Source organism: Bordetella pseudohinzii (assembly GCF_000657795.2).
In the GTDB taxonomy this organism is placed as follows: domain Bacteria; phylum Pseudomonadota; class Gammaproteobacteria; order Burkholderiales; family Burkholderiaceae_B; genus Bordetella; species Bordetella pseudohinzii.
In genome coordinates this window covers 312,144-335,079 of record NZ_JHEP02000003.1, presented here as the reverse complement: position 1 = coordinate 335,079, position 22,936 = coordinate 312,144, and the positions used below count along the sequence as shown (strand labels likewise).

General features: G+C 65.6%; 22 protein-coding genes. 4 read left to right on the top strand and 18 right to left on the bottom strand.

Features of this window, described 5'->3' with window-relative positions:
• Positions 1-13: 13 nt before the first annotated feature.
• Entirely contained in the window at positions 14-2,083 is a 2,070-nt protein-coding gene (locus L540_RS05940) for a primosomal protein N' (RefSeq protein WP_043210246.1), read from the bottom strand.
• A 382-nt stretch (positions 2,084-2,465) separates the two neighbouring features.
• Positions 2,466-3,539, bottom strand: coding sequence for a uroporphyrinogen decarboxylase (hemE, locus tag L540_RS05935; protein ID WP_043210249.1), 1,074 nt, complete (start codon positions 3,537-3,539; stop codon positions 2,466-2,468).
• 211 nt (positions 3,540-3,750) lie between these two features.
• On the opposite strand from hemE, the gene L540_RS05930 reads away from it, so the two are divergent.
• A complete protein-coding gene (locus L540_RS05930) occupies positions 3,751-4,824 on the top strand; it encodes an LD-carboxypeptidase (protein WP_197085639.1) in 1,074 nt (357 codons plus the stop codon).
• 134 nt (positions 4,825-4,958) lie between these two features.
• Here the strand turns inward: L540_RS05930 and L540_RS21735 are convergent, their stop codons facing one another.
• From L540_RS21735 to L540_RS05870, 12 genes are all read right to left on the bottom strand, one after another.
• Entirely contained in the window at positions 4,959-5,705 is a 747-nt protein-coding gene (locus L540_RS21735) for a hypothetical protein (RefSeq protein WP_197085638.1), read from the bottom strand.
• A gap of 162 nt (positions 5,706-5,867) precedes the next feature.
• Positions 5,868-6,293, bottom strand: coding sequence for a F0F1 ATP synthase subunit epsilon (locus L540_RS05920; RefSeq protein ID WP_043210251.1), 426 nt, complete (start codon positions 6,291-6,293; stop codon positions 5,868-5,870).
• Positions 6,294-6,302: 9 nt separating this feature from the next.
• On the bottom strand, positions 6,303-7,703 hold the full coding sequence (gene atpD, locus L540_RS05915; RefSeq protein ID WP_043210253.1) for a F0F1 ATP synthase subunit beta: 1,401 nt from the start codon (positions 7,701-7,703) through the stop codon (positions 6,303-6,305).
• A 37-nt stretch (positions 7,704-7,740) separates the two neighbouring features.
• Positions 7,741-8,646 (bottom strand): F0F1 ATP synthase subunit gamma, encoded by a 906-nt coding sequence (gene atpG / locus L540_RS05910; RefSeq protein WP_043210255.1) that lies wholly within the window; start codon positions 8,644-8,646, stop codon positions 7,741-7,743.
• Positions 8,647-8,743: 97 nt separating this feature from the next.
• Entirely contained in the window at positions 8,744-10,285 is a 1,542-nt protein-coding gene (atpA, locus tag L540_RS05905; protein WP_043210259.1) for a F0F1 ATP synthase subunit alpha, read from the bottom strand.
• A 37-nt stretch (positions 10,286-10,322) separates the two neighbouring features.
• Positions 10,323-10,862, bottom strand: a complete 540-nt coding sequence (locus L540_RS05900) for a F0F1 ATP synthase subunit delta (protein ID WP_043210261.1) — start codon at positions 10,860-10,862, stop codon at positions 10,323-10,325.
• A gap of 12 nt (positions 10,863-10,874) precedes the next feature.
• Complete coding sequence (locus tag L540_RS05895) at positions 10,875-11,345, bottom strand: F0F1 ATP synthase subunit B (RefSeq protein WP_043210264.1); 471 nt, start codon at positions 11,343-11,345, stop codon at positions 10,875-10,877.
• 121 nt (positions 11,346-11,466) lie between these two features.
• Positions 11,467-11,709: a F0F1 ATP synthase subunit C gene (gene atpE / locus L540_RS05890; protein WP_003815363.1), complete on the bottom strand. Its 243-nt coding sequence runs from the start codon at positions 11,707-11,709 to the stop codon at positions 11,467-11,469.
• 115 nt (positions 11,710-11,824) lie between these two features.
• Entirely contained in the window at positions 11,825-12,706 is an 882-nt protein-coding gene (atpB, locus tag L540_RS05885) for a F0F1 ATP synthase subunit A (RefSeq protein ID WP_043210266.1), read from the bottom strand.
• Positions 12,707-12,772: 66 nt separating this feature from the next.
• Positions 12,773-13,189, bottom strand: a complete 417-nt coding sequence (locus L540_RS05880; protein WP_029577603.1) for an ATP synthase subunit I — start codon at positions 13,187-13,189, stop codon at positions 12,773-12,775.
• A gap of 429 nt (positions 13,190-13,618) precedes the next feature.
• Entirely contained in the window at positions 13,619-15,100 is a 1,482-nt protein-coding gene (locus L540_RS05875) for a DUF1254 domain-containing protein (RefSeq protein WP_043210270.1), read from the bottom strand.
• A 248-nt stretch (positions 15,101-15,348) separates the two neighbouring features.
• Positions 15,349-16,125 (bottom strand): enoyl-CoA hydratase, encoded by a 777-nt coding sequence (locus tag L540_RS05870; protein ID WP_043210273.1) that lies wholly within the window; start codon positions 16,123-16,125, stop codon positions 15,349-15,351.
• A gap of 35 nt (positions 16,126-16,160) precedes the next feature.
• Here L540_RS05870 and L540_RS05865 point away from each other — a divergent pair, with 35 nt between their 5' ends.
• Positions 16,161-17,921, top strand: coding sequence for a M61 family metallopeptidase (locus L540_RS05865; RefSeq protein WP_109842460.1), 1,761 nt, complete (start codon positions 16,161-16,163; stop codon positions 17,919-17,921).
• Here L540_RS05865 and L540_RS05860 read toward each other — a convergent pair.
• The gene (locus L540_RS05860; RefSeq protein WP_043210276.1) at positions 17,918-18,805 is read right to left on the bottom strand and encodes an NAD(P)/FAD-dependent oxidoreductase; all 888 of its coding nucleotides are present in this window, start codon (positions 18,803-18,805) and stop codon (positions 17,918-17,920) included. The genes L540_RS05865 and L540_RS05860 overlap by 4 nt on opposite strands.
• Positions 18,806-18,912: 107 nt before the next feature.
• On the opposite strand from L540_RS05860, the gene folB reads away from it, so the two are divergent.
• Positions 18,913-19,272 carry a dihydroneopterin aldolase gene (gene folB / locus L540_RS05855; RefSeq protein ID WP_043210279.1) on the top strand — a complete coding sequence of 120 codons (360 nt, stop codon included), beginning with the start codon at positions 18,913-18,915 and terminating at the stop codon, positions 19,270-19,272.
• Positions 19,273-19,275: 3 nt separating this feature from the next.
• Positions 19,276-20,226: a tRNA 2-thiocytidine(32) synthetase TtcA gene (ttcA, locus tag L540_RS05850; RefSeq protein ID WP_043210281.1), complete on the top strand. Its 951-nt coding sequence runs from the start codon at positions 19,276-19,278 to the stop codon at positions 20,224-20,226.
• On the opposite strand, the gene L540_RS05845 is transcribed toward ttcA, so the two are convergent.
• The 3 genes from L540_RS05845 to L540_RS05835 all read right to left on the bottom strand — a co-directional run bounded on the left by L540_RS05845 (position 20,210) and on the right by L540_RS05835 (position 22,907).
• Positions 20,210-20,962, bottom strand: coding sequence for a DUF3800 domain-containing protein (locus L540_RS05845; protein ID WP_043210282.1), 753 nt, complete (start codon positions 20,960-20,962; stop codon positions 20,210-20,212). The two genes, ttcA and L540_RS05845, sit on opposite strands and share 17 nt — an antisense overlap.
• A 137-nt stretch (positions 20,963-21,099) precedes the next feature.
• The gene (locus tag L540_RS05840; RefSeq protein ID WP_043210284.1) at positions 21,100-22,053 is read right to left on the bottom strand and encodes a D-2-hydroxyacid dehydrogenase family protein; all 954 of its coding nucleotides are present in this window, start codon (positions 22,051-22,053) and stop codon (positions 21,100-21,102) included.
• Between the two features lie 26 nt (positions 22,054-22,079).
• Positions 22,080-22,907, bottom strand: coding sequence for a DsbC family protein (locus L540_RS05835; RefSeq protein ID WP_043210285.1), 828 nt, complete (start codon positions 22,905-22,907; stop codon positions 22,080-22,082).
• Between the last annotated feature and the right edge of the window lie 29 nt (positions 22,908-22,936).

Here is a 22,936-nt window from a genome sequence, read left to right as displayed (position 1 = left end):
GGCGGGCAAGGCGTCAGATCTCCAGCGGATCGACCTCCAGCTGCCAGCGCACCCTGGCCTGGGCGGCCAGGGGCGCGATCGCGTCCATCCAATGCGGCAGGAAAGCCTGCAGCGCCGGCCGGCTGGCGCTCTCGACCAGCAGTTGGGCGCGCTCCACATTGGCAACGCGCACGATGCGCAGCGGCACGGGATCGTAGAGTGTAATCGCCTCGCTCAGGGCCGCGCCGGCCTGCCTGGCGGCTTGCAGAAAATCCAGCGCCTGGGCGACTTCGCGCGCCTCGGAGGTCAGCAGGGCCTGGTAGGCAAAGGGCGGCAGACCCGTCACTTCGCGTTCTTCGAGCGAATGGCGCGCAAAACCGGCGTAGTCGTGGCGGACCAGCGCCTGGTAGACCGGCTGCTCCGGATAGCCTGTCTGGATCAGCACCTCGCCGCCGCCCACATGGCGGCCGGCGCGGCCGGCCACCTGCATCAGCTGGGCGAACAGACGCTCCGGCGCCCGGAAATCCTGGGCGAACAGCATGGCGTCCGCGTTGAGCACGCCCACCAGTCCAAGCCGCGAAAAATCATGGCCCTTGGCCACCATCTGCGTGCCCACCAGGATATCGACCTCGCCCGCGTGGACGGCGGCGAACAGGGCTTGCGCGCTGCCCTTGCGGCGCGTGCTGTCGGCATCGATGCGGGCAATGCGCGCCTGGGGAAACATCTCGGCCAGATGCTCTTCGATGCGCTGGGTGCCGCGACCCATGGGCTGCAAATCCTGGTCGCCGCAATCCGGACAGGCGCGCGGCACCGGCCCCTGGTAGCCGCAATGATGGCAATGCAGGCGATAGCCGCCCGACGCGCCCGCGCGATGCAGCACCGTAAACGCCGAGCAGCGCGGGCAATGGGTCACCCAACCGCAGGAGGCGCAATGCAGCACCGGCGCATAGCCGCGCCGGTTCAGGAAGACCAGGGCCTGCTCGCCGCGCCCCAGGCGCTCGGTGATGGCGTCTATCAACTGGGGCGACAACCCATGCTTGAGCGGCAGCCGCCGCGTGTCCACCAGGCGCATGCGCGGCAGCTCGGCCGCCCGCGCGCGATTGGCCAGCGCCAGGCGCAGGTAGTGGCCCCGCTGGGCGTGGTGCCAGCTCTCCAGCGACGGCGTGGCCGAACCCAGCACCACCGGAATCCCGCGCTCATGGCCGCGCCATACCGCCAGATCGCGGGCCGAGTAGCGCAGGCCTTCCTGTTGCTTATAGGAGGCGTCATGCTCTTCATCGACCACGATGAGGCCGAGATCGGGCATGGGCGCGAAGATGGCCATGCGCGTGCCCAGCAGCATCCGCGCCTGGCCGCGCTGCACCCGGGCCCAGGCCTGCAGGCGCTCGCCATCGGACAGGCCGCTGTGCAGCACGGCCACGCCGTCCTGCCCGACCAGGTGCTCCAGCCGCGCGCGCAGCGCGGCCTCCAGCTGCGGCGTCAGATTGATTTCGGGCACCAGCAGCAACACCTGCCGCCCGGCCGCCAGGGCGGCTTGCGCGGCATGCAGATATACCTCGGTCTTGCCGCTGCCGGTCACGCCATGCAGCAGGACGGTCTTGAAGCCCGAAATGCCGGCGATCGCCGCCACGGCGGCCGCTTGCTCTTCATTGAGGGCGGGCGCGGTATCGGGCGAGACCGGAGCCGGCGCGGCGTGGCGCGGCTTGCGCGCGTCCAGGCGCGCCACCGGCCCGGCGCCCGAGCGCTTGCCCTGGTAGGCGCTGGGCTTGCGCAGCGGCGGCGGCAACACGGGCAGCATCACCTCGCCCAGCGGCCGCTGGTAGTAATCGGCGGCAAATTGCGCCAGACGCATCCAATCTTCGGGGAAAGGCGGCAGATCTTCCAGCAACTGCTCGACATCCCGCACCTGGGCAGGGTCCACGGCCGGCTCGGCCGGCAGCGCCAGCACCACGCCCACCAGCTTGCGCCTGCCAAACGGCACGATCACCCGGCTGCCGGGCACCACGGCCGAAGCGGCCATGCCGGGCGGCAGCCGATAGTCGAAAGGCCCATGCAGGGGCACGTCCAGCGCCACCCGGACCCACACGGCGGCCGGCTCAAGCATGGCCGTCCGGGGCAACTTCCGGCGCTGCGCGGGCGCCCGCGGGCGCGGCATGGCAGGGTGTCAAACGTTGTTCCAACTTAAAGTGGTTTCTGGAAGATGATGCTAAAGGCAATACATGCCGAGAAGATTGCGCAGAAAATCCGCAGCCTGTGGATAACTTTGGGGAAAAAGGCCTGGCAATCTTGCCATGCCGTCCTGCCACACGTCCGGCATACTTGGCAAGCCGTCCTAGAACAATAAAATTATTATTTAAATTCATGGACTTATTTGAATTTTACACTGCCGTGACGAGAAATTCGGGGTTTTCCCCAGCGCTGTCATTGCTGTGCACAACTCAAGCCGGAGGCAGGCCGAATACGCCGTTTCCGACGCTAGCGGCCACTCACTTTGCATGCAAGGCGCGGCTGTATTGATGCACTTCGTCGACCAATTCGCCGACGGCTTCGGGCGGCGTGAACTGCGAAATCCCATGGCCCAGATTGAACACATGTCCGCCCTGGCCGACCGGGCCAAAACTGTCCAGCGTGCGCCGCGCCTCGGCGCGGATGGCCTCGGCCGAGCCGAACAACGTCATGGGGTCCAGATTGCCCTGCAAGGCCACCCGGTCGCCCACGCGCGCGCGCGCCTGGCCCAGGTTGACCGTCCAGTCCAGGCCCACGGCATCGCAGCCGCTGGCCGCGATATCCTCCAGCCACATGCCGCCGCCCTTGGTGAACGCGATCACCGGCACCCGGCGCCCTTCGCGCTCGCGCTGCAGGCCGGCGATGACCTTGCGCGTGTAGGCCAATGAAAACGCCTGGTAGAGGCCATCGGCCAGCACCCCGCCCCAGCTGTCGAAGATCATCACGGCCTGCGCGCCCGCATCGATCTGGGCATTGAGATAGCGCAGGGTGGCCTCGGCGTTGACCTCCAGGATGCGGTGCAGCAGATCTGGACGCGAATACATCAGGGTCTTGATCTGGCGGTAATCATCGCTGCCCTTGCCCTCGACCATATAACAGGCGATGGTCCAGGGGCTGCCGGCAAAGCCGATCAAGGGCACGCGGCCATCGAGCTCGCGCCGGATACTGCTCACGGCGTCGAACACATAGCGCAGCCGCTCCATGTCGGGCACCGCCAGGCGGGCGACATCGGCCTCGTCGCGGACGGGCCGGGCAAAACGCGGGCCTTCTCCGATGGCAAAGTCCAGCCCCAGGCCCATGGCGTCAGGGACCGTCAGGATGTCCGAAAACAGGATGGCCGCGTCCAGCGGATAACGCTCCAGCGGCTGCAGCGTCACCTCGGTGGCGTAATCGGTGTTCTGGGCCAGGCCCATGAAAGAACCGGCCCGGGCGCGCGTGTCGCGGTATTCGGGCAGATAGCGTCCCGCCTGGCGCATCAGCCAGATCGGCGTATAGGGCACAGGCTCGCGCAGCAGCGCGCGCAGGAACACATCGTTCTTCAGGGCAAGGGACACGGCTTTCCTCGGATGATGGGCAGCCTATGATTCTACCGCCCCCCCGGCGCCGGCGCCTTGCCCTGGCGCCGGCCGTCAAGGGTCAAGACCCGGCATCTGACGGGCTGGCCAGCGGGATGCCGTCCGGCCGATGCCAAGGGACGCATTCCCGGGAGCTGAAAATCGGGCATGCGTGCCGGCCAGGATGCCGGCGGCTGGATAGAGTGGCTTCGTGTATCAGCTGGGAGACACGATGATTACCCGCCGTTGCCTTCTGAAACGGTCCGGCCGGGTGCTGGCGCTGGCGGCCTTTCCGTCGCTAGCGCTGCCGCGCGCCGGGACACAAGCCTGGGAGTTTCTCAAGGAGGGCGACGTGATCAGCGTCATCGCGCCATCCTCTCCGATCGACAATCCGCAAGAACGCTACGCGAAAATCCGGGCCTATTTCGCACGCACGCCTTTCAAGGTCCACATCCCCGATGACTTGATCGAGCCCACCGTGCCGCTCGACGAGGCCAACACCATCGCCAAGCGCGCAAGCTTTGTCCACGAGGCCTTCGCGTCGGACGCCAAGGCCATCTGGGCAATCGGCGGCGGCGGTTGGGGAGCCAGCATGCTGCGCGCCCTGATGCGCTACCCCAGGCCGCATAAGGTCAAGCCCATACTCGGCTATTCCGATGTGACAGCCTTGCATCTGTATGCCAATGCCTATCTGGGCATTCCGTCCATCCATTCGGTGGTGCTCGGGATAAACGGGGATATTTCGCCAGGCTGGAACCACAATGGCATTGATACCGCGCTGGCCTTGCTCAGTGGCGCCACGCCTGTCGTGCGCTACCGGTTTCGGCCGCTGAACGCGACGGCGCGCCACAAGACGGCGGCAAGCGCCCGGATCGTGGGCGGCAACTCGCTGCTGGTCTCCGCGCTCAATGGCGCGCCTGGCCTGACCTTGGATTCGCGCAATGCCTTTGTCTTCCTGGAGTCGGTCGCCGATGATCCCGGCCGCTTTTCCCGAAAGCTCATGGGCTTGACCTATTCAGCCCTGATCCGCGACTGCGCAGGGGTGATTTTTGGCGACGTCATCGCCCAGGGCGGCAAGGAGAATCCGCCTGCCATCCAGGAGCAGTTCGACGATATCGTCCAGCGTTTCGCCGACCAGTTCGCCGCGGACAAGATCGTGCTCAAGGCGGACAATCTGTTCGGCCACGGGCCCGTCAACCTGCCCCTGCCGCTGAACACGGCAGCGAGTTTCCATCGGGACGGCCCTATCGTGACAGGCAGCATTTGGGCCAACCGGCAGGCATAGCGCGGCGCTCGGATTCCGTCCAAATCAACGGGATCGAGCATGCCAGGGATGGGTTCATCCAGTGCCCCGCTCTGAGTGGCGACGGCGTGGCAGGCACGGCGCCTCGAACCGGGCCCGGATGAACCACATCAGCACTAGGCCATGCGCGGCCGCTGCTCCCGGGCTTGCTCGCGATAGGGGGCCGCCTGGATACGATGTTTGCGCATCAGGGCCCAGAAGGCGCGGCGGTGCTTGGCTGCCGCCCGGGCCGCCTGGGTGACATTGCCCTCATGGCGCGCCAGGCTGCAATGCAGATACGTGCGCTCGAAATGCCCGACGACCCGGGCCTTGGCCGCGCCAAAAGGCGTGTCCAGCAGCGCGGCATCCACCATGCCGGCGGGATCGGCCGGCTCTTGGAGGGTGGCGGCGTCCGCGTAGCGGCCCCGGCGCACATCGTAGACCCAGGCCTCTTCAGGCTCCAGCGCGGGAGGCTGGGCGCGCGCCCGCCTGCGCGCGGCCAGGGCGATGCGCAGCCGCAGCTCGTCCGCCGAATCCGGCCGCAGAAAATCATCCAGCCCCAGCGGCAGCAGATCGCGCAGGGCGACGGCGCCGACATCGCGGGCCAGGGCCAGCACGGGCGTGTGCAACTGCTGCCGGGCGCCGGCCAGGGCGGTCCTCACCCAGGACAGGGTGGCGGATTCCACGGGGAGCAGGCAGGCATCGAAGCGGCGCAGCGCCAGGCATGAGGACGCCAGCCATGACGGATCGCCGGCCGGCTCCTGGGGATACAGCCGCGGATGGCCGTTGCGCAGGCTCTGCCGCTCCATGCCGCGCATCCAGTCATGCAGCCATGTGCCATGCCCAGGCGCCAATACCAGGGCGCAATCGTAGGTTTCGCGCATTGCAACTCCTCTCTTGTACGGGGAGGAAAAAGGCTACGCGACTTGGCCCGCACCGGAACAGACGCGAACCCCGCATTGCGGCAACTGCGCGCGACAAGATCGAAGCACCCGCCAAAAAAAAAGCGGCCCGAAGGCCGCTGTTTTCCGCAGTCCGCGCAGCGCTCAGTGCGAATTGCGGCCTTGACGCAGGCGGCGGGCCGCGGCGGCCTGGGCCGCCAGCATGGCCAGCTCGGCCTCGACCACGGCGATATCCTCGCGGTCCTTGGCGTTGCGCAGGGCCTCTTCGGCCTTTTCGCGCGCGGCCAGGGCACGGGCCTCGTCCAGGTCGGCGGCACGGATGGCCGTATCGGCCAGCACGGTCACGCTGCCGGGCTGCACTTCCAGAATGCCCCCGGCGACGAAGATGTTTTCCTCGCCTTCGTCGGCACGGACGATCTTGACCGTCCCGGGGCGGATGCGCGAAATGAGCGGGGTGTGGCCGGGCAGAATGCCCAGCTCACCCGACTCGCCAGGCAGGACCACGAACTTCGCCTCGCCGGTGAAGATCGATTCCTCTGCGCTGACCACATCAACATGCAGGGTTGCCATAATGGATCCTTATTGCAGTTTCTTGGCCTTCTCGAAGGCTTCGTCAATCGTGCCGACCATGTAGAAGGCCTGCTCGGGCAGCGCATCGCACTCGCCGTCGACGATCATCTTGAAGCCACGGATGGTTTCGGCCAGCGGCACGTACTTGCCCGGCGAACCCGTGAACACTTCGGCCACGTGGAAAGGCTGCGACAGGAAGCGCTGGATCTTACGCGCGCGGGCCACGGCCTGCTTGTCTTCCGGCGACAGTTCGTCCATGCCCAGAATCGCGATGATGTCGCGCAGTTCCTTGTAGCGCTGCAGGGTCTGCTGCACGCCACGGGCCACCTGGTAGTGCTCTTCGCCGACGATTTGCGGGTCGAGCTGGCGGCTGGAGGAATCCAGCGGATCCACGGCCGGGTAGATACCCAGGGCGGCGATGTCACGCGACAGCACCACGGTCGAGTCCAAGTGCTGGAAGGTCGTGGCGGGCGACGGGTCGGTCAAGTCATCGGCAGGCACGTACACGGCCTGGATGGAGGTGATCGAGCCGGTCTTGGTCGAGGTGATGCGCTCTTGCAGAACGCCCATTTCTTCGGCCAGCGTGGGCTGGTAGCCCACCGCCGACGGCATACGGCCCAGCAGGGCGGACACTTCGGTGCCGGCCAGGGTGTAGCGGTAGATGTTGTCCACGAAGAACAGAATGTCGCGGCCTTCGTCGCGGAACTTCTCGGCCATGGTCAGGCCGGTCAGCGCCACGCGCAGACGGTTGCCCGGGGGTTCGTTCATCTGACCGAACACCATGGCGACCTTGTCCAGAACGTTCGACTCTTCCATTTCGTGGTAGAAGTCGTTGCCTTCGCGGGTACGCTCGCCCACGCCGGCAAACACCGACAAGCCGCTGTGCTGCTTGGCGATGTTGTTGATCAGTTCCATCATGTTGACGGTCTTGCCCACGCCGGCGCCGCCGAACAGGCCGACCTTGCCGCCCTTGGCGAACGGGCACACCAGGTCAATCACCTTGATGCCGGTTTCGAGCAGCTCAACCGAGGGCGACAGTTCGTCGAACTTCGGGGCGTGCTGGTGGATGGCGCGCTTTTCGTCGGCCTGGATGGGGCCGGCTTCGTCGATGGGACGGCCCAGCACGTCCATGATGCGGCCCAGGGTGCCGTGACCCACCGGCACCGAGATCGGGGCGCCGGTGCGGTTGACGGACATGCCACGGCGCAGGCCGTCGCTGGAGCCCAGGGCGATCGTGCGGACCACGCCGTCGCCGAGCTGTTGTTGCACTTCGAAGGTCAGGCCCTTCTCGGCGAACGAGGAACCCTCGTCGGCCAGGGTGAGCGCTTCGTAGATCTTGGGCATTTCGTCGCGGGGGAACTGAATGTCCACCACGGCACCGATGCACTGAACGATGGTTCCGTTGCTCATGTCGATTCCTTGATATTTTGACGGGATACTGCCCGGCTTACACCGCGGCAGCGCCCCCTACGATTTCCGAAATTTCCTTGGTGATCGCCGCTTGGCGGGTCTTGTTGTAGACCAGCTGCAGTTCACCGATGACCTTCTTCGCGTTGTCCGACGCCGCCTTCATGGCGACCATACGAGCGGACTGTTCCGAGGCCATATTCTCGGCCACGGCCTGATACAGAAGGCCTTCGACGTAGCGTTGCAGCAAATCGTCGATCACGCTCTTGGCGTCCGGTTCGTAGATATAGTCCCAGCTGTAGTCAGATTTGATCTCAGCCGCGCCTTCCAGGTGCTCCACGCCCGACTGGAAAGGATCGTCCAAACCAGAGGCCAAGGGCAAGAGGCGCAAGAACACCGGCTCCTGCTTCATCGTGTTGACGAAGCGGGTGGTCGCCACGTAGAGCGCATCGATGCGGCCTTCGAGGTAGTCATCCAGCTGCACCTTGATGGCACCCAGCAGGCGGTCCAGGTCGGGCTTGTCGCCCAACTGGGTTTCCTGGGACACCAGCTTGGCGCCGATACGGGTCAGCAGGCTCAGGCCCTTGTTCCCGAAAGCAGTCGACTGCACCTTGATGTTCTGCGCTTCGAAGTCCTTCAGGCGCGACAGAGCAAGACGGCTGATATTGGTGTTCAGGCCACCGCACAAACCCTTGTCCGTGGTGACCAGCACCACGCCCACCGCCTTGATCTCGCGTTCCTGGAGATAGGGGTGGTTGTACTCGGGGTTGGCCTGCATCAGATGCGCGGCGATCTCGCGCACCTTGTTGGCATACGGACGGCCCGCGCGCATCCGATCCTGCGCCTTGCGCATCTTGGATGCGGCGACCATTTCCATCGCCTTGGTGATCTTGCGCGTGTTCTGCACGCTCTTGATCTTGGTTCGGATTTCCTTGATTCCGGGCATTGCGCTTTCCTGTTGAGACGGCTGGCGGGTCCGGCCCCTGGCCTCGCCCGCCCTACCGTAGGATGGGCGTCAACCCATCACTACGCCAGAACTTGCCTTAAAAAGCACCGTGCTTCTTGAAATCCTGGAGCGTCGAGGCCAATTCGGCTTCGTCGTCCTTGGACAGTTCCTTGGTGTCCTCGATGCGCTGGATCAGGGCGGCATGCTTGGCCTTGAGGTGGTCCTTGAAGGACTTCTCGAAGGACAGCACCTGGGCCACATCCACGTCATCCAGGTAACCGTTGTTCACGGTGTACAGCGACACGGCCAGTTCCCACACTTGCAGCGGCTGGTATTGCGGCTGCTTGAGCAGTTCGACCACGCGCTTGCCGCGCTCGAGCTGGCGACGGGTCGCGTCGTCCAGGTCGGAGGCGAACTGCGCGAAGGCGGCCAGTTCACGGTACTGCGCCAGGTCGGTACGGATACCGCCCGACAGCTTCTTGATGACCTTGGTCTGGGCAGCGCCACCCACGCGCGACACCGAGATACCGGCGTTGATGGCGGGACGGACACCGGCGTTGAACAGGTCGGTTTCCAGGAAGATCTGGCCGTCGGTGATCGAGATCACGTTGGTCGGAACGAAGGCGGAAACGTCGCCGGCCTGGGTTTCGATGATCGGCAGCGCGGTCAGCGAGCCGGTCTTGCCCTTGACGGCGCCGTTGGTGAACTTCTCGACGTACTCTTCGTTGACGCGAGCGGCGCGCTCCAGCAGACGCGAGTGCAGGTAGAACACGTCGCCCGGGTAGGCTTCGCGGCCCGGCGGACGGCGCAGCAGCAGCGAGACCTGGCGGTAGGCCCAGGCTTGCTTGGTCAGATCGTCATAAATGATCAGGGCGTCTTCGCCGCGATCGCGGAAGTATTCGCCCATCGTGCAACCGGCGTAGGCGGCCAGGTATTGCATGGCGGCCGAGTCCGAGGCCGAAGCGGCCACGACGATGGTGTACTCCATCGCGCCGTGTTCTTCGAGCTTGCGCACGACGTTGTTGATGGTCGATGCCTTCTGGCCGATGGCGACGTACACGCAGGTGACGCCCTTGCCCTTCTGGCTGATGATGGTATCGACAGCAACGGCGGTCTTGCCGGTCTGGCGGTCGCCGATGATCAGCTCGCGCTGGCCGCGGCCGATCGGAACCATCGAGTCGATAGCCTTGATGCCGGTTTGCAGCGGCTGCGACACCGAGCGGCGGGCGATAACGCCGGGCGCCACTTTTTCGATGATGTCGGTTTCTTTGGTGTTGATCGGGCCCTTGCCGTCGATGGGCATGCCCAGCGTGTTGACCACGCGGCCCTTGAGCTCGGGGCCGACCGGCACTTCGAGAATGCGGCCGGTGGTCTTGACCTGGTCGCCTTCGGACACGCCGGTGTAGTCGCCCAGAATCACGGCGCCGACCGAGTCGCGCTCGAGGTTCAGAGCCAGACCGAAAACATTGTTGGGAAATTCGAGCATTTCGCCCTGCATCACGTCGGACAGACCGTGGATGCGGGTAATACCGTCGGTCACGGAGACGACGGTACCTTGGGTACGAACATCAGTCGAAGCGCCCAGGCCCTCGATGCGGCTCTTGAGCAGTTCGCTGATCTCGGAGGGATTGAGTTGCATATTGACTCCTGGAATCCTGTTAGTCTCGCGTGCCTTGTCAGGCGGCCAGCGTATCGCGCAAGCGGGCCAGTTGGGCTTTCACGGAAGTATCGAGCACCTGGTCTCCGACGGCCACGCGCACGCCGCCGATCAGGGACTGGTCGACGGTGACACGCGGCTTGAGCTTGAGACCGAATTTGACTTCGAGCGCGGCGATGAGCTCGTTGACCTGAGCGTCACTCATTTCAAACGCGCTGGTGATTTCCGCCTGCGCCGTGCCCTCGTGGCGATTTTTCAAATCGACAAATTGCGTGGCGATGACGGGCAGCAGCAACAGCCGGTCGTTCTGCACCAGCAGGTCGATGAAATTGCGCGCGGCTTGCGGCAGCGGCGATTTGATCAGGCTGGTGAAGACCTGGCCGCGCTGGGCGTCGTCCAGGCGCGGATCGGTCATCGCCTCGCGCACATCGGGGTTGGCGGCAACCTGGGCCAGTTCACCGACGAGGTCGGCCCATGCGGCCAGGCCAGCCTTGTCGTCGCACGCAGCGCCGAACAAGGCTTCGGCGTAGGGGCGGGCAACAGTGGAAAGTTCAGCCATGACGTTCCCGGATTAAAGCTGCGCCTTGAGCTGGGTGAGCAGCTCGGCATGGGCGCGGGCATCCACCTCGCGCTTGAGGATCTGTTCAGCACCCTTGACGGCCAGCGCGGCGACTTCGTCGCGCAGGGCATCACGGGCACGCTGAACTTCCTGAGCGGCGTCCTGGGCGGCCTGGGCCACGATGCGCGCACGCTCGGCTTCGGCTTCGCGGCGGGCTTGGTCGATCAGGCCGGCAGCTTGCTTCTCAGCGTCGACAATGCGAGCGTGGGTTTCAGATTTGGCAGAAGCCTCGATCAGACTGACGCGCGCTTGGGCCTGGGCCAGGTCGGCTTTCCCTTTCTCGGCGGCGGCAAGGCCGTCGGCGATTTTTTGGCGGCGCTCATCGATCGCCTTCGTCAGGGGCGGCCACACGAATTTCATCGTGAACCAGCCCAGAACGAAGAACACGAGCATCTGGAAGAAGATCGTCGCGTTCAGATTCACGGTCGTTCCTTTAACACCTTGCGGCTCCGGCTACCCGACGCGGGGCGGCACGGAGCTCTCGATACTTGCCGGGCGTACCACGCCCAGCTGCGGGCCCGCCTCGCGCCGGCGGGCATGGCCTTTAGCCGACGAACGGGTTGGCGAAGGCGAACAGCATGGCGATACCCACGCCGATCAGGAAGGCCGCGTCGATCAGACCAGCCAGCAGGAACATCTTGGTTTGCAGCGCGTTCATCAGTTCGGGCTGACGAGCCGAAGCTTCCAGGTACTTGCCGCCCATCAGTGCGATACCGATGCAAGCGCCGATAGCGCCCAGACCGATGATGAGACCGCAAGCGAGAGCAACGAAAGCGACGTTGGTCATGACAACTCCTTGGTTAAAAATCTGAAGTCAGAAATGTTAGAAAACGGGTACTACTTGAATGCAAGAAAACCTTGCCATCGGCGCCCGCCACCATGGCGTGCGCCGAAAATTGGGATCAATGACCTTCGTGAGCCTGACCGATGTACACCAGGGTCAACATCATGAAGATGAATGCCTGCAGCAGCACGATCAGGATGTGGAAGATTGCCCACACCGAACCGGCCAACACATGCCCAATGCCCAAACCGATGCTGGAGGCGTTAAAGCCCGTCCAGGCGCCACCCAGCAGGGCGATCAGCATAAAGACCAGCTCACCGGCGAACATGTTGCCGAACAACCGCATGCCCAGCGAGACCGACTTGGCGGCGTACTCGATGAGGTTGAGCAGCAGGTTGAAGGGCGCCAGCACGACGGCCGCCAGGCCGTGCGCATGGAAGGGCGCGGTGAACAATTCTTTGACGAAGCCGCCCGGGTGCTTGATCTTGATGCCGTAATAGAACATCAGCAGCAGCACGCCCAGCGACATGCCCATGGGCACGTTCAGGTCGGCGGTGGGGAGAATGCGGTGGTAGTACAGCGGGTCGCCATGATGGGCGCCCAGGCCGGTGGCGCGCCAGATCGAGGGCAGCAGGTCGACCGGCAGCAGGTCCAGCGCGTTCATCAGGATGATCCAGAGGAACACGGTCAGGGCCAGCGGGGCGACAAACAGGCGGCTCTTGGCGTTGTGCACGATGCCCTTGGCCTGGTCGTCGACCATGTCCACGATCATCTCGACAAAGCCCTGGAAGCGGCCCGGCACGCCCGAAGTGGCGCGGCGCGCGGCCAGCCACAGGAAAAAGACGACGAGCAGACCCATGAGGATGGACCAGAACAACGAGTCATAGTTGATGACGTTGAACTGGGCGATGACGGATTGCTTCTCGCCCAGGTTGTTCAGGTGCACCAGGTGGTGCTGGATGTACTCGGACTGAGGCGACGCGCCACTGGCTGCAGCCATGTGAAATCCTACCCTGTTTGCTGTGCGCCGCCTCTTGCGAAACGGTGTGCACGATTGTTAATTGCGCTAAGACAGCTTGCGAAACATCAACAGCAGGAGGTAGCCCTTGAGCGTCAGGATCAAGCCCAGCAGCACCGCCGGCCAGACCAGCCAGGCCTGGGTGTAGTGCCAGATCAGCCACAACAGCAAGGCCGTCATGAGCAGCTTGAACATTTCGCCAAGGAAGAAAGTCAACGGATTGGGCCGGACAGACTTGACGACGTTTATCAGCAAGCGCAATGCAAACAATGCATTGGGCAAGAAATACGCCCCCGCTCCCAATAACGCCGACGTCGCCGCCGCCGTTCCCGCAACAACCCCCGCGATTGCTGCCGCTACGAGTCCCATGAGCCCCTGTGCCAAGACAGCCATGAAGAGCTCCCGGCACGCACGCGCATTGATAGCCGCGCGATCAGCATCGGTAAGAACCAAACTCTTCTGCATCAAGCTTCCCCGCCCATAACCGCCAACGATATCGCCACGACATCGCAGCACGGTTTCAGGCCTGCCTCGAGAACATGGACCCGCAACCCGGCACCCCGCCGCCTGCCACACCGCGCCCCGCCGTCGCCGATCGGAATCGGAGATGGCCGGCTAGTGCTTCAGATAAGCCCCCTGGATCGGGGTGGGAACCGGGCCACTGACCGTGGCCTCTCTTAGCGTTTTGCGCCCAATTTGCTATGGCCGCCCGGGCGCAGCTTTTAAGCTACGTGTTACCCCGCAAGCGTCAAACCGCGAAAGTATAGCTTGAAAGCAATTCGGCAGACAAATGGGAAAGGGGCATTTCAAATGGGGATGCCCCGTCCCTTTTCAAGCCCCCAGAAAAATCCCCCGGCGGACCGGGGGATAGGGCAGGCGCGGGGGTGTCCGGGCTCAATCGCGCACGATGGGCGGCGGCGCCCACTGGCCGTCGAGGGCGATATTGCGCGGCGCATACAGGCGCAGATTGACCAGGAAGGCGCCATCGCGGGGGGCCGGCAGCCAATTGGCCGCGCGCGATTCGCCCGGATAGTCGCGGCGGATATAAATATCCAGCGAGCCATCGCTGTTGTACTTGAGCGGGTCGGTGCTGCGCAGGGTGTAGCGCTTGGCCTGGTTTTCGGCAAAGCCCTGGCGCGCGTCATAGAGATTGAGCGACCAGAACCCGTCCACGGGCGGCAGCTGCGCCTTGTCGAAGTGCAGCACATAGTTGCGGCCGCTTTCCAGCGGCCGGCCCTTGTTGTCCGAACCGGCGACCGGATAGATCACGTCCTCGGGCGGGCTGGCGCCCAGGCCGGCGTAGGCCACCGAGGCGCGGCGCAGATAGTCCGTGCCATAAGTGCCTATGCCGGTGAGCACGGTATTCCAGTTGTTGGTCTGGGTGCTCAGGCGCGACACGCCATCGGCGATGCGGCGGCCGGCCACGGGCTGCGCGTCGACCAAGGCCTGCTGCACCACCGGTTCGAGCTGGCCGAAGACCAGCGGACGGTCGCCGATGCCGATGCGGCGCAGCCGGTCCAGCATGGGATAGTCGTTGCCATGAGGCGGATTGTTGCGCACCAGCTGCGAGAACAGCGTGAAGAAGGTCGCGGCGTCCATATTGGCGACCTGCTCGGCCGGCGTGCCCTGGGTGTTCCAGCTGGCGTTGACCGGTCCGCTGGCGGCCAGGCCGTAGCCGCGCCCGTATTGGTTCAGCGGCGTGGCCGACAGCCCGGCCTGGAACTGGCTGAGGGCCTGGGCATCGCCGCCGGCCTGCACGCGCCCGATCAGCCAGCCCACGGCGGTCGGGCTGCGCACCAGGTCCACGCCGGCCGGCAGGCTGCCCTGCCAGCCCGGTCCCACGATGGCGAAAGTCTGCGGCCCCCGGCCATTGGTGCGCGTGCCGCGCGTGGCATAGCTGTCGGTCCACATGTCCAGCAGGTTCAGCATCACGAACCGGTCGCCGGCGTCCGGCACCTGGATGATGAGCGGTTCGCGCGACACGTCGTACCAGAGGCTGGAATAAAACGTGTCGGTGCTGGGCCAGGCCACGTCCGCCGTGCTCGCATCGGGCAGGGAAGTGCGGTGGCCGAACTGGTTCATCGGCGCGCGGCCCGCCACGGGTGACTGGACATTGGTGGTCTGGCGGCGCGTGACTTCCATCAGCACCATGGGATAGGCGTAGATATAGGCATCGACGGCCAGATCGCGCAGCTCCTGGGCCGACAGGGGCGCCAGGCGCGCGGCCGGGGCCGGATAAGGCGTCTCCGACACCAGGCGCATCGTCGGCGTGGGCGAGCGGCCCTGCGCCTGGGAGACGCCCACGGCGGCCATGCCCATCACACCGGCCGCCAGGGCCGCTTGCCAGCGCAGCGCGCGGTTTACAGGTGTTCGCATATGAGGCTCCTTGTTTCTGGTTGGACAATGAGCCGCTTCCGCCGCCCGTGGCGCCGGCCGCGACACAGCTTGCCTGTCCAGCATAGGCGTCCGGCCTGCAACAGAGTGCAATGCAAACGTTTCAACGGGAAACCCGCGCCCGCGGGCCGCGGCGGCGCTTCTCCCTAGACAAGACGCCCGCGGGCTCGGGCGCGCGGGCGTCTGGGGCGAATCGAAACCAGGAACGACAGGCCGTAACCGGCCTGCCCTCAGCGATGCTTGAAATCCGGCTTGCGCTTCTCGGTGAAGGCGGCCATGCCTTCTTTCTGGTCTTCGGTGGCGAACAGCGAATGGAAGACGCGGCGTTCGAACAGCAGGCCTTCGTTCAGGGAAACCTCGAAGGCGCGGTTGACGCACTCCTTGGCCATCATCACCGAAGGCAGGGACATCGAGGCGATGACCGTGGCGGCCTCCAGGGCTTCGTCGAGCAGCTTGTCGGCCGGCACCACGCGCGACACCAGCCCGCTGCGCTCGGCCTCGTCGGCATGCATCATGCGGGCGGTGAGCACCAGGTCCATGGCCTTGGACTTGCCGACCGCGCGGGTCAGGCGCTGAGTGCCGCCGGCGCCGGGAATCACGCCCAGCTTGATCTCGGGCTGGCCGAAACGCGCCGTGTCGGCCGCGATCACGATGTCGCACATCATGGCCAGCTCGCAGCCGCCGCCCAGCGCATAGCCGGCCACCGCCGCGATCACGGGCTTGCGCACGCGCTTGAGCGTCTCCCAGTTGCGGGTGATGTACTCGCTGCCATAGACGTCCATGTACGACCAGTCTTTCATCGCGCCGATGTCGGCGCCGGCGGCGAAGGCTTTTTCGCTGCCCGTGATCACGATGGCGCCGATGCCGGCGTCGGCCTCGAAGGCCAGCAAGGCGGCGCCAAGCTCGTCCATGAGCTGGTCGTTCAGGGCATTGAGGGCCTTGGGACGGTTCAGGGTCAGCAGACCGACTCGGCCGCGGGTTTCGACCAGTACAAACGACTCGCTCATGGAATGTCTCCTGCGAAGAATATGAGAAGTAAGATATGCGGATGAACGACGCACCCGTAATTTACCGCCTTGAGCCCTACGACCCCGCCGGCCATCGCTACCGGATAACCCTAACGGTGGCGCAGCCGGATCCCCAGGGCCAGCGCCTGTCGCTTCCGGCCTGGATTCCGGGCAGCTATCTCATCCGCGATTTTTCGCGCCAGATCGAAACCCTGACCGCGCGCGCCGGCGGGCGCGCCGTGGCGGTCGAAAAAACCGACAACCACAGCTGGCAGGCGGCGCCCTGCGAGGGGCCGCTGGTCATCGACTATACGGTCTATGCCTGGGATCTGTCGGTGCGCGGCGCCCACCTGGACGAAAGCCATGGCTTTTTCAATGGCACCAGCGTCTTCCTGCGCGTGCATGGCCGCGACGAACAGCCCTGCCTGCTGGAGCTGGCGCCGCCGCCGGGCATCGAGGGCTGGAAGGTCTACACCAGCCTGCGCGAAGCCGGCGCCCGCCGCCATGGCTTTGGCCGCTACCAGGCGCCCGACTACGACGCCCTGATCGACCACCCCGTTGAAATGGGCACGCCGCAGGTCGCCCGCTTCAGCGCGCACGGCGCCGAGCACGAACTCGTGTTCACGGGCGTCGCGCCGCGCCTGGACCTGGAGCGCATCGCGCGCGACGTGCAGAAAATCTGCGAAACCCAGATCGCTTTTTTCGAGCCGCGCACGCGGCGCGCGCCCTTCCTGGACAGCGCCGACCGCTATGTCTTCATGACCATGGTGACCGGCGACGGCTATGGCGGCCTGGAGCACCGCGCCAGCACCGCGCTCATGACCTCGCGCAAGGATCTGCCCGTGCTGGGCCAGCAAGGCCAGGGCGAGGGCTACCGCGGCTTTCTGGGCTTGGTCAGCCATGAGTACTTCCACACCTGGAATGTCAAGCGCATCAAGCCGGCGGCTTTCGCGCCCTATACGCTGCAAGAACCCAGCCTGACCCGGCTGCTGTGGGTGTTCGAAGGCTTTACCTCTTATTACGACGACCTGCTGCTGCTGCGCGCCGGCGTCATCACCCGCGCGGACTATCTGCGCATGCTGGGCAAGGCCATCACCGGCGTGATGCGCAGCCCCGGCCGCCACAAGCAATCGGTGGCCGAAAGCTCGTTCGACGCCTGGACGCGCTATTACAAGCAGGACGAGAACTCGCCCAATGCCTTGGTGAGTTATTACACCAAGGGTTCGCTGGTCGCCCTGGGGCTGGACCTGCTCATCCGCCGCGACAGCCAGGGCCAATACAGCCTGGATGACGTGATGCGCCTGCTATGGCAGCGCTATGGCCGGGACTTCTACCGAGGCCGCCCGCGGGGCCTGGGCGAAGACGAGTTTCCCGCCCTGGTGCGCGAGGCCACCGGCGTGGACGCGCGCCGTTTCATCCAGCGCTATGCCCATGGGCGCGCCGATGTGCCCCTGGCCGAGCTGCTGGCCCCGCATGGCATCTCGGTGCAATGGAAAACGGCCAGCCCCATCCCCAGCCTGGATGTGCGCACGCGCAAACAGGGGGACAGCCTGGTCCTGGCCACGGTCTTCGAAGGCGGCGCGGCGCATCGCGCCGGCCTGTCGGCGGGCGACGTGCTGGTGGCCATCGACGGCCTCAAGGTGGAGGCGCCCGCCGGCCTGGAGGTGCTGCTGTCGCAATACCGGCCGGGCGACCGCGTGCTGGTGCATGTGTTCCGGCGCGACGAACTGCGCGCCTACCGCCTGCGCCTGGCCGCGCCCGAGGCGCTGGACTGCGTGTTGAGCGAGACCGCCTAGCGCGGCTGGCGCTCCCAGCGCCGCTGGATGTCCTTGGCCGCCACCACGCCGTCGGCCATGGCCGTGACCACGCAGGGATGCGCGCGATTGGCCACTTCGCCGATGGCATAGACATCCGGCAGGCTGGTGCGCGCGGTCGCGGCCTCGGTCTGGATATAGCCGCGCGCATCGCGCGCCAGGTTCAGGCCGTCGGCGAAACCCGCCTGCGGCTCCCAGCCGTAGAACACCAGGATGAGATCGTAGCGGCGCCCATTGACGCTGCGCGCCCGCGGGTCGACCTCGTAGGCGCCCACGCTGACGCCTTCGCGGCCGGCGCGCTGCACCCATTGCTGTTGGGCGCGCACGCTGCGCGCATAGAGATGCACCTGGCGCGCGCCGCGGTTGCGCACATAGACAAAGTTCTCGAAGGCATTGTCGCCGCCGCCCAGCACCGCCACGGACAGGCCGGTGTAGTCCTGGGCCACGATGGGCGAACCCGGGCCGATCAGCACGCCCGGCCACCTGGCCTCGGGCGCATGGCCGGGCAGGCCGCGGGCGCGCACGCCCGAGGCGATGACCAGACAGCGGCCCTTGAGCGCCTCGCCATCGAGCGCCAGCTCGATGCCGCCCTTGCAGGGGCGCACCGAGCGCGCCGGGGCATTCAGGCGCAGCGGCACCCGGGCCAGCGCCAGGCTCTCGGCGATCTGGGCGGCGATTTCCTGGCCGGTCCGGCCGGGCGCGGCCACGATCCAGTCATCGGCAAAGGGATTGTCCGCCGTCAGCCCGCCGGCCCGCGCGCCTGCCTCGACCAGCACCGGCGCCAGGCCCAGCCTGGCCAGCCAGACCGCGCAGGAGGCGCCCGCCGGGCCCGCCCCCACTATGACCGCATCGTAGAACTGCTGCATATATCCCTTTTTCCGTGCCAGCGCCCGTAGGCGTCCCCGAATTGTAGTCAGACCGCGCGGGCGGCCCAGCGACTTACAATTCAGCTTCTCCCCGCCCTGAGTTCATTATGCCTACTCGCCGTATTTTCATTTCGGGCCTCGCCCTGGACGCCCGCATCGGCATCCTCGAACATGAACGCCGCGCCACCCAGCCGCTGCATGTCGACGCCGAATTCGACATCGACATCACGCGCAGCGTGGACGACCACGACATCCACAGCGTGCTGGACTACCGGCGCCTGCGCGAAGCCATCGTCCAGGAATGCACGCAGGCCCATGTCAATCTGATCGAAACGCTGTCCGAGCAGGTGGCCGCGCGCCTGCTGGCCGAATTCGAGGAAGTCCGTGCCCTGCGCCTGCGCATCAGCAAGCCCATGGCCTTTTCGGACTGCAATGCCGTGGGCGTGGAAATCCAGATCAGCCGTTGAATCATGAGCACCGCCGACACCGAATACCGCAGCCCGGCCGAGGAAAAGGCCCGCCACGAGGGCAATAAGCTGAGCAAGCGCCTGGCGCGCGAGACGACTCGCGCGCTGTCCGACTACAACATGATCGAGGAAGGCGACCGCGTGATGGTCTGCCTGTCCGGCGGCAAGGATTCCTATGCCATGCTGGACATCCTGATGGCGCTGCAAAAGCGCGCGCCCTTCCGCTTCGAGCTCATCGCCGTCAACCTGGACCAGAAGCAGCCGGGCTTTCCGCCGGACATCCTGCCCAACTACCTGACCGCGCTGGGCGTGCCCTTCCATATCGAGACGCAGGACACCTATTCCATCGTCACGCGCGTGGTGCCCGAGGGCAAGACCATGTGCTCGCTCTGTTCGCGCCTGCGCCGCGGGATCCTGTACCGCGTGGCCGACGAGCTAGGCGCGACCAAGATCGCGCTGGGCCATCACCGAGACGACATCCTGGGCACGCTGTTCCTGAACTTGTTCTACGGCGGCAAGCTCAAGGGCATGCCGCCCAAGCTGGTTTCCGATGACGGCCGGCATACCGTCATCCGGCCGCTGGCCTATGTCCCCGAAAGCGATCTCATCGCCTATGCCCAGCTCAAGCAGTTCCCCATCATCCCCTGCAATCTCTGCGGCTCGCAGGAAAACCTCAAGCGCAAGGAAGTCACGCGCATGGTGCAGGAATGGGACAGGAAGTTTCCGGGCCGCTCCTGGAATGTCTTCAATGCGCTGTCGCGCGTGGTGCCCTCGCACCTGATGGACCGCGAGCTGTTCGACTTCGTGGGCCTCAAGCCCACGGGCGTGCCGGATGCCGGCGGCGACATCGCCTTCGATGAGCCGGCCGACGACGAACAGGCCTGCGGCGCGCCCGCCGAAGAGGGCGCGGACGGTCTGAACGAACAGAAGATCGTTTTCAGCCGCCGGGCATGAGCCCCGGCAGGACGGCGGCATCCAGCTGCCGTCCGAAACACTGCTCGAAACAGGCCCACTCGGGGTAATCGGCCGGCGCGGCGCGATAGGCATAGAGCCGGCCGGCCAGGCCGCAGATCCAATCGGCGCATTGCAGGGTCTGGAACAGATCGCTCTCCGCCTGCAAGGGCGGCTCCATGAGGCTGCGGCATTTGCGCCCGCCCTCTTCGAACATGGCGCGCGTGCAGGCCTCGACATGGGCCGCCCGCCAGCGCTTGCCGCTTTTTTGCTGATCCAGCACGACCATGAAGGTGGCCTCGCGCGCCTCGCAATACGCCGCCACGCGGCGCAAGACCGCCAGCAGCTGGAACTGGAAGCGGTCGGCCGCTGTCTGCCCGGGCGGCTTGGCGCCGCCGCAGGCGACCACATGGCCGCCCGCCTGCCGGATGCGGTCGATCAGGCGCGTGGCGGCCTGGACCAGCATGGGGTAGCGCCGCAGATTGCGCTCGGTGAACAGTTGCGCGCCTTTTTTCTCCCAGCGCCAGGCCGGCAGGTGCTGGCGCTGGATTTCGGGGCGCAGCAGGCGGCACTTCAGTTGGTGGAAATGAATGGCGAATTCGCGCAATTCGGCGGCCGGCAGCATAAAGCCCGCGAAACCGAACACGGGGCTGGTGCGAAACCGCGGATGCGATCGGCTGACATAAGGGCCGATATGGCCGAATTCGTCCAGGTAGACCACATAGTGCGCAGGCCCCAAGGCGCGGCGAAAACGATTACAGCCCTGAATGAACGCTCGCTCCTTGGCGATTGCGGAAATAGGGCTAGTATGCGGGCCGCCGCCGGCGCTGTTGCCAGGAATTGCAGAATTCGGACGCTTGAGCTGGCGCCAGCCGCTCAGGCGTTGAGCACCTGTATGGGCTTGCCGTCCCGCCAGGCCTGCACGGCCTTGACGGCATTGCGGTAGAAAGCCTCGAAGTTGGACTGGCTGACATAGCCCAGGTGCGGCGTGAGAATGACGTTGTCCAGGTCGCGCACGGCATCCGTGGGCGGCAGCGGCTCGACCGGATAGACGTCCAGGCCGGCGCCGGCGATGCGGCGCTTTTCCAGCGCATCGCGCAAGGCGGCCTGGTCGACCAGGCCGGCGCGCGAGGTATTGACCAGATAGGCGGTGGGCTTCATGGCCGCCAGGGCGGCGTCGTCCACCACGTTGCGCGTGCGTTCGCTCAGGACCAGATGGATGCTGATGGCATCGCAGCTGGAGAAGAGCTCGCCCTTGTCCACGCGCTTGACGCCGGCCTGGGCGGCGCGCTCGTCGGTGAGATTGGGGCTCCAGGCGACGACGTCCATGCCGAAAGCCAGGCCGACCCGCGCCACGGCCTGCCCCAGCTTGCCCAGGCCCAGCACGCCCAGGCGCTTGCCGGCCAGGGGTTCGGGCATGCCTGTCTGCCACATGCCGCGCCGCATCGCGGCGTCTTCCTGGGGCAGGTGCTTGAACAAGGCCAGCAAATGCGCCCAGGCCAGCTCGGCCGTGGCGGTATTGGCGTCGGCGCTGCCGGGCGCGCCGCACACCGGAATGCCGCGCGCCGCGCAGGCCTGCATGTCGATGGCATTGTTGCGCAGCCCGGTGGTGACCAGCAGGCGCAGATTGGGCAGGGCGTCGATCAGTTCGGCCGGAAAGGCCGTGCGCTCGCGCATGGCCACGATGACGTCGAAGGGTTGCAGCACCTGGGCGCGTGCCGGGCCTTGCGGCAGGGCATCGCGAAAGGCCGTGATGTCGGCGCCCAGGCTCGACCAATCGGCATAACGCAGGGCGACTTCGTGGTAATCGTCCAGTATGGCAATTTTCATGTGCTGTCTCCCCCGGGGTGTGCGCGTCAGCGGCTTGCGGACAGTCGTTGCTGCAATTGGGCCAGAGGCAGGGCGCCGCTGGCGCGCGTGCCATCCTCGAAGAAAATCGTCGGCGTGCCGCGCACCATGAGCTGGCGGCCCAGCGCCAGCATATTGTCGATGGGCGCATCGCATTGGACGGTGGCGGGACGCTTGCCGTCCAGCATCCAGTCATCCCAGGTCTTGCCCGGGTCGGCCGCGCACCAGACGTCGCGCACCTTGACCGTCGAGTCCGGCGACAGAATAGGAAAGAGGAAGGTGTAGATCGTCACATCGTCCACATCCTTCAAGGTATGACGCAGCTGCTTGCAATAGCCGCAGTTGGGATCCTCGAAGATGGCGAGCTTGCGCGTGCCCTTGCCCTTGACCTGCTTGATGGCCAGGTCAAGCGGCAGGTCCGCGAACTGGACGGCGCTGAGTTTTTCCTGGTTTTCGCGCGTGACATCGCGGCGCGTGGTGGCGTCTATCAAGGGGCCTTCCATCACCCAGGAGACGTTCTCGTCGGTGTAGATCATGTCGGCGCCCACCTGGACCTCGAACAGCCCATAGGGCGTGCGGCGCACGGCTGTGATGTCCAGGTCATTGAAGCGCAGCTGGAAGCGTTTCTTGACCGCGTCGGCCACGGGATCGGGCGGCTGCGCCTGGGTGGTGGAATAAACCTTGCCACCCTTGGCGGCGGGCGTGCCCACTTGATTGGTGGAATAGACCTTGTCGGCCTTGTCCGCGGGCTGGCCGGTCGACACCGATTTGCCCTCCTGGGCAAACGCGGCGCCGCACAACAGGCCGGCCAGCAGGAAAATAATGCGTGCGTTCATGAAACCACTCCTGATACCAAACCAAGGCC

Coding starts and splice junctions, on each gene's coding strand:
- L540_RS05940 (WP_043210246.1), bottom strand. CDS start 2,083: ATGCTTGAGCCGGCCGCCGTGTGGGTCCGGGTGGCGCTGGACGTGCCC.
- L540_RS21735 (WP_197085638.1), bottom strand. CDS start 5,705: ATGCGCGAAACCTACGATTGCGCCCTGGTATTGGCGCCTGGGCATGGC.
- L540_RS05920 (WP_043210251.1), bottom strand. CDS start 6,293: ATGGCAACCCTGCATGTTGATGTGGTCAGCGCAGAGGAATCGATCTTC.
- atpD (WP_043210253.1), bottom strand. CDS start 7,703: ATGAGCAACGGAACCATCGTTCAGTGCATCGGTGCCGTGGTGGACATT.
- atpG (WP_043210255.1), bottom strand. CDS start 8,646: ATGCCCGGAATCAAGGAAATCCGAACCAAGATCAAGAGCGTGCAGAAC.
- atpA (WP_043210259.1), bottom strand. CDS start 10,285: ATGCAACTCAATCCCTCCGAGATCAGCGAACTGCTCAAGAGCCGCATC.
- L540_RS05900 (WP_043210261.1), bottom strand. CDS start 10,862: ATGGCTGAACTTTCCACTGTTGCCCGCCCCTACGCCGAAGCCTTGTTC.
- atpE (WP_003815363.1), bottom strand. CDS start 11,709: ATGACCAACGTCGCTTTCGTTGCTCTCGCTTGCGGTCTCATCATCGGT.
- atpB (WP_043210266.1), bottom strand. CDS start 12,706: ATGGCTGCAGCCAGTGGCGCGTCGCCTCAGTCCGAGTACATCCAGCAC.
- L540_RS05880 (WP_029577603.1), bottom strand. CDS start 13,189: ATGCAGAAGAGTTTGGTTCTTACCGATGCTGATCGCGCGGCTATCAAT.
- L540_RS05875 (WP_043210270.1), bottom strand. CDS start 15,100: ATGCGAACACCTGTAAACCGCGCGCTGCGCTGGCAAGCGGCCCTGGCG.
- L540_RS05870 (WP_043210273.1), bottom strand. CDS start 16,125: ATGAGCGAGTCGTTTGTACTGGTCGAAACCCGCGGCCGAGTCGGTCTG.
- L540_RS05865 (WP_109842460.1), top strand. CDS start 16,161: ATGCGGATGAACGACGCACCCGTAATTTACCGCCTTGAGCCCTACGAC.
- L540_RS05860 (WP_043210276.1), bottom strand. CDS start 18,805: ATGCAGCAGTTCTACGATGCGGTCATAGTGGGGGCGGGCCCGGCGGGC.
- folB (WP_043210279.1), top strand. CDS start 18,913: ATGCCTACTCGCCGTATTTTCATTTCGGGCCTCGCCCTGGACGCCCGC.
- ttcA (WP_043210281.1), top strand. CDS start 19,276: ATGAGCACCGCCGACACCGAATACCGCAGCCCGGCCGAGGAAAAGGCC.
- L540_RS05840 (WP_043210284.1), bottom strand. CDS start 22,053: ATGAAAATTGCCATACTGGACGATTACCACGAAGTCGCCCTGCGTTAT.
- L540_RS05835 (WP_043210285.1), bottom strand. CDS start 22,907: ATGAACGCACGCATTATTTTCCTGCTGGCCGGCCTGTTGTGCGGCGCC.